The sequence below is a fragment of the Azospirillum lipoferum 4B genome, from assembly GCF_000283655.1.
Taxonomy (GTDB): Bacteria; Pseudomonadota; Alphaproteobacteria; order Azospirillales; family Azospirillaceae; genus Azospirillum; species Azospirillum lipoferum_C.
On sequence record NC_016623.1, the window covers coordinates 204025 to 218138 of the forward strand.

At 65.9% G+C, this 14114-nt stretch carries 10 protein-coding genes; 6 read left to right on the forward strand and 4 right to left on the reverse strand.

What is annotated here, in order from left to right; translation table 11 throughout:
• Positions 1 to 144 precede the first annotated feature (144 nt).
• Positions 145 to 2202 carry a sensor domain-containing protein gene (locus tag AZOLI_RS22525; RefSeq protein ID WP_014249492.1) on the reverse strand — a complete coding sequence of 686 codons (2058 nt, stop codon included), beginning with the start codon at positions 2200 to 2202 and terminating at the stop codon, positions 145 to 147.
• A 650-nt stretch (positions 2203 to 2852) separates the two neighbouring features.
• Between AZOLI_RS22525 and AZOLI_RS22530 the strand changes: the two genes are divergently transcribed.
• Together AZOLI_RS22530 and AZOLI_RS22535 are read left to right on the forward strand one after the other, a co-directional pair.
• The gene (locus AZOLI_RS22530) at positions 2853 to 3689 is read left to right on the forward strand and encodes a formate/nitrite transporter family protein (protein WP_014249493.1); all 837 of its coding nucleotides are present in this window, start codon (positions 2853 to 2855) and stop codon (positions 3687 to 3689) included.
• A gap of 75 nt (positions 3690 to 3764) precedes the next feature.
• Entirely contained in the window at positions 3765 to 5492 is a 1728-nt protein-coding gene (locus AZOLI_RS22535) for a bifunctional protein-serine/threonine kinase/phosphatase (protein ID WP_044552799.1), read from the forward strand.
• Positions 5493 to 5733: 241 nt separating this feature from the next.
• On the opposite strand, the gene AZOLI_RS22540 is transcribed toward AZOLI_RS22535, so the two are convergent.
• A complete protein-coding gene (locus tag AZOLI_RS22540; protein WP_429725912.1) occupies positions 5734 to 5913 on the reverse strand; it encodes a zinc-finger domain-containing protein in 180 nt (59 codons plus the stop codon).
• A gap of 189 nt (positions 5914 to 6102) precedes the next feature.
• Here AZOLI_RS22540 and AZOLI_RS22545 point away from each other — a divergent pair, with 189 nt between their 5' ends.
• The 3 genes from AZOLI_RS22545 (at position 6103) to AZOLI_RS22555 (ending at position 8603) form a co-directional block, all read left to right on the forward strand.
• Complete coding sequence (locus AZOLI_RS22545) at positions 6103 to 7101, forward strand: ABC transporter ATP-binding protein (protein WP_014249496.1); 999 nt, start codon at positions 6103 to 6105, stop codon at positions 7099 to 7101.
• A 22-nt stretch (positions 7102 to 7123) separates the two neighbouring features.
• A complete protein-coding gene (locus AZOLI_RS22550) occupies positions 7124 to 8083 on the forward strand; it encodes an alpha/beta hydrolase (protein ID WP_244442639.1) in 960 nt (319 codons plus the stop codon).
• A 271-nt stretch (positions 8084 to 8354) separates the two neighbouring features.
• Positions 8355 to 8603, forward strand: a complete 249-nt coding sequence (locus AZOLI_RS22555; protein ID WP_044552802.1) for a hypothetical protein — start codon at positions 8355 to 8357, stop codon at positions 8601 to 8603.
• A 209-nt stretch (positions 8604 to 8812) separates the two neighbouring features.
• On the opposite strand, the gene AZOLI_RS22560 is transcribed toward AZOLI_RS22555, so the two are convergent.
• The gene (locus AZOLI_RS22560; RefSeq protein ID WP_014249498.1) at positions 8813 to 12133 is read right to left on the reverse strand and encodes a maltotransferase domain-containing protein; all 3321 of its coding nucleotides are present in this window, start codon (positions 12131 to 12133) and stop codon (positions 8813 to 8815) included.
• 213 nt (positions 12134 to 12346) lie between these two features.
• Here AZOLI_RS22560 and AZOLI_RS22565 point away from each other — a divergent pair, with 213 nt between their 5' ends.
• Positions 12347 to 13189: a polyphosphate kinase 2 family protein gene (locus AZOLI_RS22565; RefSeq protein ID WP_014249499.1), complete on the forward strand. Its 843-nt coding sequence runs from the start codon at positions 12347 to 12349 to the stop codon at positions 13187 to 13189.
• Between the two features lie 44 nt (positions 13190 to 13233).
• On the opposite strand, the gene AZOLI_RS22570 is transcribed toward AZOLI_RS22565, so the two are convergent.
• Entirely contained in the window at positions 13234 to 13905 is a 672-nt protein-coding gene (locus tag AZOLI_RS22570) for an aspartate/glutamate racemase family protein (protein ID WP_044553038.1), read from the reverse strand.
• Positions 13906 to 14114 lie beyond the last annotated feature (209 nt).

The following is a 14114-nucleotide window of genomic DNA, read 5'->3' on the forward strand; positions in this document are numbered from 1 at the left end:
TCATATCGCCTGGGGCGAAATTATGTGTCTACTTAAGGTTCGCACCCTAAATGTAAAGGAAACCCTACCACTATCGAAATTTCGCGAACTCTGTGACCGGAAGCGCGGATGGGTTGCGGCGGTCAGAACCGACCGGATGGACTCTCAGGCCGGAACCACACTGTTGCAGAGGAAGGTCTCGAACTGGTCGACCGGCAGCGGCCGGCTGATCAGGAAGCCCTGGATGCGGGTACAGCGCTGCTGGCGCAGCATGTCGGCCTGCTCCTGCGTTTCCACCCCTTCGGCGATGGTGTCGAAGCCCAGGCTTTCGGCAAGGTTCACGATGGTGCCGACGATGGCCGGATCGGTGCTGGACTTGACGATGTCGCGGACGAAGCTGCGGTCGATCTTCAGCGTGTCGATGGGGAAGCGCTTCAGATAGGCCAGCGAGGAATAGCCGGTGCCGAAATCGTCGATGGACAGGCGGACGCCGATGTCCTTCAGCCCGTTCAGGATGGTCACCGCCTTTTCGATGTCGCCGATCATGGCGCCCTCGGTCAGCTCCAGCTCCAGCCGGCCGGGCGGGATGCCGGCCGACTCCACCACGCTGCGGACGAAACCGACGAGGCGGGCATCCTGGAACTGGCGCGGCGACAGGTTGACCGAAACGGACGGAATCGGCAGATCGCGCCCTATCCAGTCGGCCAGCCGGCGGCAGGATTCGATCAGCGTCCAGGCTCCGATTTCCCAGATCAGGCCGGTCTCCTCGGCCAGCGGGATGAACTCCGCCGGGCTGACCATGCCGCGGATCGGATGGCGCCAGCGAATCAGCGCCTCCGCCCCGATGGTGCGGTTGCCGACCAGATCGATCTTCGGCTGGAAATGCAATTCGAACTCGCCGCCGCCGGTGGCGCGGCGCAGGTCGCTCTCCAGCCCCAGCGTGAAGCCCGACCGCTCGCGCATCCCGCCGTCGTAGAAGACGTATTTGTGCTCCGGGTTGCGCTTGGCGTGGTACATGGCGAGATCGGCGTTGCGCAGAAGCTGGTCCGCCGTTTCGCCGTCGTCGGGATAGAAGGCGATGCCGATGGAGGCACCGCAGAAAAGCTCCTGATTGCGGACGGCAAAGGGCTCGTCCATCGAATAGAGCACCTTTTCCACCAGCCGGGCACCGGCGGAGCGGTCGGCGGCGTCCGGTGCGACGATCAGGAACTCGTCCCCGCCCAGCCGGCCGACGGTGTCGGTCATGCGGGTGCAGTTGCGCAGGCGCCGCGCCACCAGCTTCAGCAATTCGTCGCCGGCATGGTGGCCCAGCGTGTCGTTGACCTGCTTGAAGCGGTTGAGGTCGAGGAAGGCGACGGCGACCTTGCTCTTGCTGCGCTGGGCGCGGACGATCGCCTCCTCCAGCCTTTCGCAGACCAGCCAGCGGTTGGGCAGGTCGGTCAGCCGGTCGAAGCTGGCCTGATAGCGGATCTGGTGTTCCTGCGACTTGCGCTGGCTGATGTCGGCGATGGTGAGGACATAATGCTCCAGCACGCCGTTGGGCGCGCGGACCGACGTCACCGACAAAGCGGCGGCGAAGGCGTCACCGGAATGGCGGAAGCTGGTGACCTCCCCCTGCCAGCGGCCGGACTGGCGCGCTGTGGTCCAGATGGCGTCGATGAAGTCGCGTTCGTGCGAACCCGGCGCGAAGAGCACCAGCGGCCGGCGCAGCAGCTCCTCCCGCTGGAAGCCGGTCATGATCTCGTAGGCCGGGTTGATCGCCTGGACGGTCAGTTCGGGATCGACGATCAGGATGCCGTCGGCGACGCTGTCGAACACGGTGGCGAGCAGCCGGATCTTCTCCTCGTGCTGCTTGCGTTCGGTGATGTCCTGGACGGTGCCTTCGTAATAGCGGATGCGGCCGTCGGCATCGCGCACGCAGCGCGCGCTTTCCGAAATCCAGATGATCGAGCCGTCGCGGCGGAAGACGCGCGCCTCGAAACTGTGGACGCGGTCCTGGCGGGCCATCAGGTCGGCGAAGGCCTCGCGCTTGCCGGGATCGACGTAGAGCTGGCAGGCGATATCGGTGAGGTTGGCGATCAGGTCGTCCGGCGACGCGTACCCGTAGATGTCGGCAAGCGCCGGATTGACCCGGAGGTAACGCCCATCGACGGTGGTCTGGTAAATCCCCTCGACTGCATTCTCGAAGATGCTGCGATACTGCTCTTCCGTCTCATGACTCATGATACGCGCCTCATCCGACGCCAATCCCGAACCGCCTGGAAACAACATAAGCGCACAACTCAAACAACGATTGTGGAATTTCCACCTTTCCGCAATGCGGCAAAGTAGACGCCGGCCCGACAACGCCCGTCAAGCGCCATCGGCGATACTGTGGCATAGTATGAAGGGAAAATATAACAAAAAGGTAACCCATCCTGTCCCATGAGTACGGGCCTTTCCGGCGCGGAGAGACAAGCCATTGATAAAGAATAATTATTTTCCAGCGCTTTATTGAAAAGCTGAAAGACTGGGCTCGGCGAGCGGGATGTCCCCCTGCTGCAGGTTCACGGTCATCCCTATACGAATGGCTGTTTCTTACTCATCGCCGCACAGTTTCTGGGCAATTGCCATCGCAAGCGCCGGCATCGGCAAGCTGCACGGTTGTGGAAATCGGCCCGTTTCCAGGCATCGGACGGGCTGGCACGCCCCGTGCAAAGTTGTCGGCGGCAAGCCAACGGCGGCTTGACCAGCGCGGGACCAACGGCTCGGCTCGCACCCAAATCACACGCAACGCGTCCGCCATTTCCTGGCCCCCGCACCGGACCGGTGCCGCACGGGCCGGACCCGACGCTGCTTGCCGTTCCTTCAGCACAGTTCCAAGGGGACTTGTCATGTCGTATCTGGTGCCCTCCGAGTTCGTCACCAAAATGGTGGATGCCGGCGAATCCAAGATTTTCATGTCCACCCGCGACACCGTCATCCGGGCCTTCATGGCGGGTGCGATCCTGGCGCTCGCAGCGGTCTTCGCCGTCACGGTCACGGTCCAGACGGGGTTCCCGATCATCGGCGCCATCCTGTTCCCGGTCGGCTTCTGCATGCTGTATCTGCTGGGCTTCGACCTGCTGACGGGCGTGTTCGTGCTGACGCCGCTGGCGCTGATCGACAAGCGGCCGGGCGTGACCGTCGGCGGCATCCTGCGCAACTGGGGGCTGGTCTTCCTCGGCAACTTCCTGGGCGCGCTGACGGTCGCCGTGATGATGTCGGTCGTCTTCACCTACGGCTTCTCCACCCCGCCGGACAAGGTCGGCTCGGTCATCTCGCACATCGGCGAGAACCGGACGCTGGGCTATGCGCAGTATGGCGCGGCCGGTATGCTGACCATCTTCCTGCGCGGCGTGCTGTGCAACTGGATGGTTTCCACCGGCGTGGTGGGGGCGATGATCTCCACCTCCGTCAGCGGCAAGGTGATCGCCATGTGGATGCCGATCATGCTGTTCTTCGGCATGACCTTCGAGCATTCGGTGGTGAACATGTTCCTGTTCCCGTCGGCGATGCTGATGGGCGGCAACTTCTCGGTCATGGACTACATGATCTGGAACGAGCTGCCGACGGTGCTGGGCAATCTGGTCGGCGGGCTGGCCTTCACCGGCCTGACGCTCTACGCCACCCATGTCCGCACCGCGCCGAAGCGCCGCCTGCAGCAGACCGGCCTGCAGCCGGCCGAGTGACGCGCCCTTCCCTCCTCCAATGCTCAAAGCGACCCCGGTCCGGTTCGGGCCGGGGTTTTCCTTGACGGGACCGGCATCGTGAAAGAGTTGCGGATCTCCATCGGCCAATGGTCCGACAAGGGGCGGAAGGACGCCAACCAGGACTTTCACGGCGCCCTGATCCCGGTGGCGCCGCTTCTGGGGATGAAGGGCATCGCCCTGGCGCTGGCCGACGGCATCAGCAGCAGCCGGGTCAGCCACGTCGCCAGCGAATCCGCGGTGAAGAGCTTCCTGACCGACTATTACTGCACGCCGGAAAGCTGGTCGGTGAAGACGGCGGCGCAGCGCGTGCTGGCCGCGACCAATTCCTGGCTGCACGCCCAGAACCGGCGCAGCGAATACCGCTACGACCAGGACCGCGGCTATGCCTGCACGCTGAGCGCGCTGGTGCTGAAATCGGCCACGGCGCACCTGTTCCATGTCGGCGATTCCCGCATCTACCGCGTCGCCGGCCGGTCGCTGGAGCAGCTGACCACCGATCACCGGGTGGTCGTCTCGTCGGAGGTCAGCTATCTCGGCCGGGCAATGGGCGTGGCGCCGCATCTGGAGATCGACTACCGCGAGGTGGCGGTGGAGCCGGGCGACGTCTTCCTGCTGGCGACCGACGGCGTCTATGAGCATGTCGATGCCGATTTTTTAATCAGCACGATTGCCGCAAACTCGGACGATCTGGACCGGGCGGCGCGACTCGCGGTGGAGGAGGCGCTGCGCCGCGGCAGTCCGGACAATCTGACGATCCAGATCCTGCGCATCGACGCCGTGCCCGCTCCCGATGCCGGCGACCTGTTCCAACGCCTGTCCGACCTTCCGCTGCCGCCCCTGCTGGAGCCGCGGGCGGAGTTCGAGGGCTACCGGATTCTGCGGGAACTGCATGCCAGCAGCCGCAGCCATGTCTATCTCGCCCAGGATGGCGACGGCGGGCCGGCGGTGGTGCTGAAGGTTCCGGCCATCGACCGGCGCGACGACCGCGCCCATCTGCGCCGCTTCCTGATGGAGGAATGGATCGCCCGTCGGGTGAACAGCCCCCATGTGCTGAAGCCGCCGCCGCAGAGCCGTCCGCGCCGCCACCTCTATGTGGTGACGGAATATATCGAGGGGCAAACACTGACCCAGTGGATGCGCGACCATCCCAGCCCCGACCTGCCCACGGTGCGCGCCATCGTCGAGCAGATCGGCAAGGGGCTTCAGGCCTTCCACCGGCTGGAAATGCTGCACCAGGACCTGCGGCCCGACAACGTGATGATCGACCGCACCGGCACCGCGAAGATCGTCGATTTCGGCTCGGTTCTGGTGCCCGGCATCCTGGAGACCATGCCGGACGCCGACCGCAGCGAAATCCTGGGCACCGTGCAGTACACCGCGCCGGAGTATTTCCTGGGCGAAGGCGGGACGCCGGCGTCGGATCTCTATGCGCTGGGGGTCATCGCCTATCAGATGCTGACCGGCAGGCTGCCCTATGGCGGCGATGCGGCGACGGCCACCACGCGGGCGCGCCAGCGCAAGCTGGTCTACCGCACCGCCCTCAACGACGAGCGGGACATTCCCGTCTGGCTGGACGGGGTGCTGCGCAAGGCGGCCCATCCGGACCCGGCCAAGCGCTATCAGGAATTGTCGGAGTTCCTGTACGACCTGCGCCACCCGCGCAAGCATGCGGCAGGGGCGCGGCGCCGGCCGCTGATCGAGCGCAACCCGCTGGCCTTCTGGCAGGGGCTGTCGGCGCTGCTGGCGCTTGCGGTGCTGGTCCTGCTGGCCGGCCGGATCTGATTTGCCCGCCAGCAGGACGGACACGCCGACCGATATCAGTGCTCAGGGCAATCGCATTGGCATTCGAGCGAAGATGTTGCGCTTCGGATGCCCTTCTCCCCTTGCGGGAGAAGGGTTGGGATGAGGGGTGCAGCGACCGCAGGTCGTTGAAATCTTTAGACTTGCCCCCTCACCCCAACCCCTCTCCCGCAAGGGGAGAGGGGCTTCGCTCACGAACAAAATCCCAATGCGTTTGCCTTGATCAATGACCGTGGGCGACCTTGGCGCCTTCCTTCAGCTTGTAGATGCGCGAGCAGTAGGGGCATTCCACCTGCCCTTCGCGATCCAGCGTCAGGTAGACCAGCGGATGGCCCAGCGCGCCGCCGCCGGCGTCGCACCCGACGGTCGAGGTTTCAACAAGGATCGTCTCGGTCGGCTGCATGGCAGTCATCCTCTGTTTTGACAGGCGCGCCGGTTCACGCCATCGTGGACACGCCCGCTGTCCGGGCCCCCGTCGAGAGGTACCGCGCGCGCGGGCCGGATGATACCCATCGCGCGCCGCGGATCAACGGGGGAAACCACCGGATCGCCGGGCTTTTTCGCCAACCGCAATCATCATGGTTCAGGATCAATGGCCGCGCCCACCGATACCCCCACGCCCGTCTCGCTCCCGGCCAACGCGGTCGAGCTGCGCGGCCTGACCAAGATCTACCAGCCGACCGGAAAGGCCGGGCCGAAGCATGCGCTGAAGGGCATCGACCTCGCCATTCCGCGCGGGTCGCTGTTCGGGCTTCTCGGCCCCAACGGCGCCGGCAAGTCGACGATGATCAACATCCTCGCCGGGCTGGTGAACAAGACCGGCGGCACCGCCAGCATCTGGGGCCACGAGGTGTCGGAGCGGCCGCGCCGCGCCCGCGCCTCCATCGGCGTGGTGCCGCAGGAACTGAACATGGATCCCTTCTTCACCCCGCGCGAGATGCTGGAGCTTCAGGCCGGCCTCTACGGCGTGCCGAAGAAGGAACGCCGGACGGAGGAGTTGCTGGACGCCGTCGGGCTGTCCGACAAGGCCGATGCCCACGCCCGCTCGCTGTCGGGCGGCATGAAGCGCCGGCTGATGGTGGCGAAGGCGATGGTGCACACCCCGCCGGTCCTGATCCTGGACGAGCCGACCGCCGGCGTCGACGTGGAGCTGCGCCGCCAGCTCTGGGATTATGTGCGCACGCTCAACAAGTCCGGCACCACCGTGCTGCTGACCACCCATTACCTCCAGGAGGCGGAGGAGCTGTGCGACACCATCGCCATCATCAACCACGGACAGGTGGTGGCCTGCGAGCCGAAGACGACTCTGCTGCGCCGGGTGGACAACAAGGCGCTCTGCCTGACGCTGGAGCGCGACCTGTCCGCCGCCCCGTCCTCGCTTGAAGGCTATACGGTGGAGTTGCCGGAGCCGCGGCGGATGGTGGTCCGCTATCAGCCCAGCCGCCAGCGCGCGGGCGCCATCCTGTCGGCGCTGGCCGCATCGGGCATCGGCATCATCGATGTCACGACCGAGGAATCGGATCTGGAGGATATATTCCTCCAACTGACGGGTGGTGCGCACGGCAACACAGGGGTAATCCATGCGGCGTAGCGGATTGGCGGCTGTTCTCGGGTTGGGACTTCTGCTTGGCGGCTGTGCCGCGAATTTCCAGCCGATGGGGACGGCCGTCGTCCAGCCGCAGTTGAACGACAAGGTGCTGATCGCCGCCGACGGCTTCGAGCTGCCGATGCGCTCCTGGCTTCCGGCCGACGGCAAGGTTCGGGCCGCCGTGGTGGCCCTGCATGGCTACAACGACTATTCCAACGCCTTCGACGGCGCCGGCCGCGAGTTCGCCGCGGCCGGCATCGCCACCTACGCCTATGACCAGCGCGGCTTCGGCGCCACCCGCGACCGCGGGGTGTGGGCTGGCACGCCGACCCTGGTCAGCGACGCCGGCACCGCGGTGGAGATGGTGCACAAGCGTCATCCCGGCGTGCCGGTCTATCTGATGGGCGAAAGCATGGGCGGTGCGGTGGTGCTGACCGCGATGACCGGCCCCAACCCGCCCAAGGTCGACGGCACCATCCTGGTCGCCCCCGCCGTCTGGGGCCGGCAGGCGATGGGCTTCTTCCCGCGCGCCGCCTTGTGGGTCACCTACAATCTGGTGCCCGGCATGGTGGTGCACCCGCCGCGCGACCTGAACATCCGCCCGTCCGACAACATCGAGATGCTGCGGGCACTGGGCCGCGATCCGCTGGTCATCAAGGGATCGCGCGTCGATGCGCTGGAGGGGCTGACCGACCTGATGGGCGCGGCGCTCGATGCCTGCCGGCAGTTGCAGACGCCCTCGCTGGTGCTCTACGGCGCGCATGAGGAGGTGCTGCCGCCGCGGCCGGTGGAACGTGCGCTGAAGGACTTCGAGGCCGGCGGCCGGCATGTCGTCGCGGTCTATCCCGACGGCTATCACATGCTGCTGCGCGACCTGAAGGGCCAGCTTGTCGTGAACGACATCGTCGCCTGGATCGCCGACCCGAAGATGCCGCTGGCGAGCGGTGCGGACCGCGCGCCGCGGGCCTTGCTGGCCGCCAAGTGAAGGGGCCGCGGGACAAGGCTGCGACATGGTGACATCCCCCGACGGGACGGTCCGGCAATCGCCTGCCGCCACCCGGCCTCGCGCCTTTCGGTCAGGGCATTGGAAACGCTGATATTATCTGCTCCGCCTATCCGAAGGATGCCCTGTTGCCGCCGGCCTTTGCAGCCAAAGGTATAGTACCCATTAGCACCAAAGCCACTCTGCCCCTTCCGGTGGTTGAGGGATAAGGTACCGCGCAGGCGGACACCGAATGTCCCCATTGGGAGGAACCATGCACAGCGTCGAATCCCAGGTTACCCCGTCCGGTGCTGCCCGTACCGCCGGCGCCGCGACGACTCCCCAGACGACCATGACCTCTACCCTGGATGTTCAGGTCATCGCCGACCGTTATGGTTGGACGACCCCCATGGCGCGCTGGTGGATGGCCTTCGCCGCCTCTTCCGTGGGCCACAAGCCGGACACCATGATCGCCTTTCTCGACAAGACCGTGGGCGGCGTGACGATGATCCGCCGCCGCTGACCGGTGGGCGGGATGAATTGGGAAGAGCGGCCCTGCGGGGCCGCTTTTTTGTTGTGAAGTGGCGGGATCGGTTGCCCCCTCCCTAACCCTCCCCCGCTTACGCGGGAGAGGGGACTGCCGTTGTCTTCCACATCACTTCTGCAAGCGTCCTACCCCCTCTCCCGCAAAGCGGGGGAGGGATGGGGAGGGGGCCTCCGTCGCCAGAGCTTTCACACCCCCGGCGGCACGATCCGCCAGATCGCCGCGGGGTTGCGGTGAGGATCCAGCCAGACATGCTGGAACTTGCCGATCCAGGTGAAGCGGTGGCCGCTGAACAGATCCTCCACCTGGACATGGGCGCCGTCGGGCAGACCGAGTTCCCACAGCGGCACCTCGATGGTCCCGCCATGGCCGTTGTGGGGGTCGAGGTTCACCGCGATCAGGATCACGTTGTCCTTGGCCGCCGTCATCTTGCCGTAGAGCAGGATGTTGTCGTCGAAGGCGTTGTAGAAGCGCAGGTTGATGAACTGCTGCAACGCCGGATTTTCGCGGCGGATGCGGTTGATGGCGGTCACATAGTCGCGGATGTTGCCGGGCTGGTTCCAGTCCCAGTGCCGGAGCTCGTACTTCTCTGAATGGTTGTACTCATCCTTGCCGGGATAGGCTTCCGCCTCGCACAGCAGATAGGGACCATAAAGGCCGTAGACGCCGGCCAGCGTCGCCGCCAGAACCGCCCGCATCATGTGCGCCGGCCGCCCACCCTGGGTCAGGGTCGGCGGCAGGATGTCGGGGGTGTTGGCGAAGAAGTTCGGCCGCATGTATTCCCGCGATTCACCCTGCGTCAGCTCGGTCAGATACTCGGTCAGCTCCGCCTTGGTGGTGCGCCAGGTAAAATAGCTGTAGGACTGGGTGAAGCCGACCTTGGCCAGCCGCTTCATCAGCTTGGGCCGGGTGAAGGCCTCGGCCAGGAACAGGGCGTCGGGGTAGCGGTCCTGCACCTCGCGGATCATCCATTCCCAGAAGGGGAAGGGCTTGGTGTGCGGGTTGTCGACGCGGAAGATGCGCACCCCCTCCTTGCACCACATCAGCACCACGTCGCGCAGCGCGTACCACAGGTCCGGATAGGATTGGCGGTAGAAGCTGACATTCACGATGTCCTGGTACTTCTTCGGCGGGTTCTCGGCATAGCGGATGGTGCCGTCGGGCCGCCAGTAGAACCAGTGCGGATGCTCCTTCACCCAGGGATGATCGGGCGAGCACTGGACGGCGAAATCCAGCGCGATCTCGATGCCGTGGCGCTTGGCCTCGCGCACCAGCCGGCGGAAGCTGTCGAAATCGCCGATCATCGGGTCGATGGCGTCGTGCCCGCCCTCTTCGCCGCCGATGGCATAGGGCACGCCGGGATCGTCCGGACCGGGGTTCAGCGTGTTGTTCCTGCCCTTGCGGAAGGCACGGCCGATGGGGTGGATCGGCGGGAAATACAGCACGTCGAAGCCCATGTCGCGCACCATGGGCAGCAGATTCACCACGTCGTCGAATGTACCGGGACGCGACGGATCGGGCGAGGCGGACCGCGGAAAGATCTCGAACCATGCCGAATAGGCGCCGGCGGTGCGGTCGACATAGACCTCCAGTTCGCGCACATAGCGCGACTTGTATTGCCGCTCGCCATAGAGCGCCATGACACGGCGCGGCTCGTCCGACAGGGCATAGTCGATGGCCTCGCGGCCGGCCAGCGACTGCATCCGCTCGATCACCGCCTCCAGCGCGGCACGGCCGTCACCATGGTTCAGGTCCAGCGCCTGCTCGACGAAGCGTCGGCCCTCCACCAGTTCCAGATCGACGACCATGCCGGCATCGACCTTCTTCTTGAAGTCGGCGCGCCAGCTTTCCCAGACGTCGCGCCAGGCTTCGATGCTGTAGGTGTAGCGGGCATTGCGGGTCAGCGGCACGCGGCCGACCCAGCGGTCGTTCTCGTGCAGCCGCATCGGCGCTTCGCTCCACTCGTCGTCGCCGTCCGCCTTGTACATGACCGACGCGGCCAGCACGAAGGTGCCGTCGGTGTAGATGTCTGCCCACACCTCCATCAGGTCGCCGACCGCCCGCTTGATGGCGAAGCGGCCGCCGTCGAGTTCCGGATAGACGTTCTCGATGGTCATGCGGCCGGCGGCCATGGAGTCCATCCATTCCCGCTCCTCCACGTCATGGAGTTCGACCGGGTGGCTGCGGGCGGCGCGGGCGCGGAAAACGCGCAGTTCCATCGGCCGCAGCATCATCGGCGTGCCGGGTTCCATCGGCAGCGGTTCGGCCTCCGGCGTCACATCCTCGAACGCCTCATAGGTGCCGCCGGTGGCCGCCAGAATGGGGCCGACGTCCAGGGTGTGCGGCCGGTTCTCGTCCGGGTTCAGCACCAGGATGGCGCAGCCGTCGGGCTGGTCGAGGGCGGCGCCGTCCACCTGCCGGATCAGCCCCAGCACCGGGCTGTGGGGCGAGGTCACGCGGCGCTGCGGCCCCTCGACGTTCAGGGCCGGGGTTGCGGCCTTCATGGCATTGACGGCGCCGATGAAGCCGGACAGGTCCAGCTTCGGCTGTTCCCAGTCGGCGGGGCTGCTGCGCACCACGTCCAGCTTGCGGGTGAAGCCGTATTCATAGCCGACCGGCATCAAGACGCCGGTGGAGAAGCTGGCGGCGAACAGGTAATGCATCTTCATCTGGGCGGCGAGCCGCACCGCATCCTGGCTGCCGACCTCCGCCGCCAGACGGTCGGTGTCGTGGCTTTCCGGAAAGGCGATGGACGGGGCGATCCAGCGGAACTCCTCATACTGGTCCAGCAGCCAGTCGGCCTTGAAGTCCCACCATTTGGCGCTGTTGAACAGGAAGTCGAAGCCGGCGCCGCACAGCTCGCGCACCTGCTCCACCGTACAGCCCAGCGTCTCGGCGAAGAACTTCACCTCCGGGTTCACGGCGTGGGCGGCGTCGATCAGGCTCTTCCACACCTCTGCCGGCACCTGATAGGCGGCGTCGCAGCGGAAGCCCTTCACGCCCAGTCCGATGTAATGGCGCAGATAGTCCGACCAGTAGCCGATCAGCCCGGCGCGCGACTCCGCCCGGTCGTAATCCAGCGAGGCGAGGTCGCCCCAGACCGTGACGAGGCTGCTGTCGTTGGGATCGACCGCGCCCGGACGGTGCAGGTCGCCATCCGCGCCGCGCTTGTACCAGTCGGGATGGCGGTCGACCAGCAGCGCGTCGCGCGAGGTGTGGTTGATGACGAAATCCATCATCACCGACTGGCCATGCGCACCGGCTTCACCGATGAAGCGGCGCAGCAGCTCGTCGTCGCTCTCCTGCGACCCGCCGCGCAGGGCGTCGTGCAGGCGATAGGGGTCCTTGACGGCATAGAGGCTGCCGGAGAATCCCGGCTGGTGGATCGGGTTCAGGAAGATCCAGTCGAATCCCATCCCCTGAATCCGCGGCAGGTGCCCGGCCCAATCGCGGACGGGACCCGCCAGGGTCGGAAACAGGTTGTAGATCCGCGGTCCGACGATGTTCATGGAACCCCCTTCCTTGGCCCTGCTTCTTCGTTGACAGCCCGCCGGTCCCGTTGTGGGATCGATCGACGGGATGACCTCACTCTCCCCAGGGGAGGCAACCGGACCGGCGCCACGGCCGGCACCTGCCCCCGCCGGTCAACCCGGCGGAGCAGTGAAGGTTCCGCCCGCCGCCCGCGACACACCAACCGAACCTAACAGAACAGGATGCCCCGCATGGCCGAAAAGCCCGGCAAGGTCGCGAAGATCCGCCTCGGTAAACTGGACCAGAACAAGGCGCAGTATGACAGCGCTGAGGAATACGACCGCCGACTCGGCAAGCTGCAGAAGGAGCTGCTGCACATCCAGCAGACCTACTGGCATGAAAAGCGCCGGGCCATCGTGGTGTTCGAAGGCTGGGATGCCGCCGGCAAGGGCGGGGCAATTCGCCGCATGACCGAGCCGCTCGACCCCCGCGGCTTCCATGTCTGGCCGATCTCCTCCCCCACGGCGGAGGAGCAGAGCAAGCATTACCTCTATCGCTTCTGGACCAAACTGCCGGCCGCCGGGACCTTCGCCATCTTCGACCGCTCCTGGTACGGCCGCGTCCTGGTGGAACGGGTGGAGAAATTCGCCACCAAGGACCAGTGGAAACGCGCCTATGACGAGATCAACGAATTCGAACGGCTGCTGACCGACGACGGCGCGCGCATCGTCAAGCTGTTCCTGCACATCACCCCGGAAGAACAGCTGGAGCGCTTCCGCGAGCGGATGAAGAACCCCTACAAGCGCTGGAAGCTGACGGAGGAGGATCTGCGCAACCGCGCCAAGTGGGACGATTACGTCAAGGCGGCGGAGGCGATGTTCGACCGCACCTCCACCCCCAACGCGCCCTGGCATGCGGTGGAGGCGAACTCCAAATGGTACGCCCGCATCAAGGTGCTGGAGACGGTCACCGCCGCCCTGAAGAAGGGCGTCAACATCGCCCCGCCCCCCGTCAACGGCACCGTTGCCAGGATGGCTGCGGAGGTCCTGGGCATCCACCCCGACCTTGCAGGCGTGGGCGGGCAGACCGAGTAACGGTCCGGGCGGGCAATGATCGGGAATGGCGGTGGAGGCTGGCTTTACCGGGTGGAAAGCGCCAGTTCCACCGCGGCCTCGGCATGGATGGCCGTGGTGTCGTAGAGCGGCACCGGGCTGTCCTCCGGACGGACCAGCAGCATGATCTCCGTGCAGCCGAGGATCACCGCCTCCGCCCCGCGCTCGACGAGCCGCGCGATCACGCCGCGGTAGGCCTGCCGCGATGCCTCTTCGATACGGCCCTGGACCAGTTCGTCGTAGATCACGCGGTGCACGGTGGAGCGGTCGGCATCGTCGGGGACCAGAACCTCCAGCCCATGCTTCTGGACGAGCCGGCCCTTGTAGAAGTCCTGTTCCATGGTGAAGGCGGTGCCCAGCAGGCCGACGCGCCGCAGTCCGGCGGCGCGGATGCGCTCGGCAGTGGGATCCGCGATGTGCAGCAACGGCAGGCCGATGGCCGCCTGCACCTGATCGGCCATGCGGTGCATGGTGTTGGTGCAGATGACGACGAAGTCGGCCCCTCCCCGCTCCAGCCGCCGGGCGGCGTCGATCATCAGGGCCGTCGCGTCGTCCCAGCGGCCGGCATGCTGGAGCGCCTCGATCTCGGCGAAATCGAAGGACCACATCAGGCAGCGTGCGGAGTGGAGCCCGCCCAGGCGGTCACGAACCCGCTCGTTGACGATCCGGTAATATTCGGCGGAGCTTTCCCAGCTCATGCCTCCGATGAGGCCGATGACCTTCTGCGCCACGCTCTTCCACTCCCCGACCGACGGCTCCACCGGACCTTGCCTGCGACGGAGGGGGCTTGCAACAGGCCGAAGGGCGGTCTCCAGGGAAATCGCATTTGGATTTGGAGCGATGACATTTCGCCTCCGAAGCCCTTCTCCCCTTGTGGGAGAAGGGTTGGGATGAGGGGTGCTGCCGG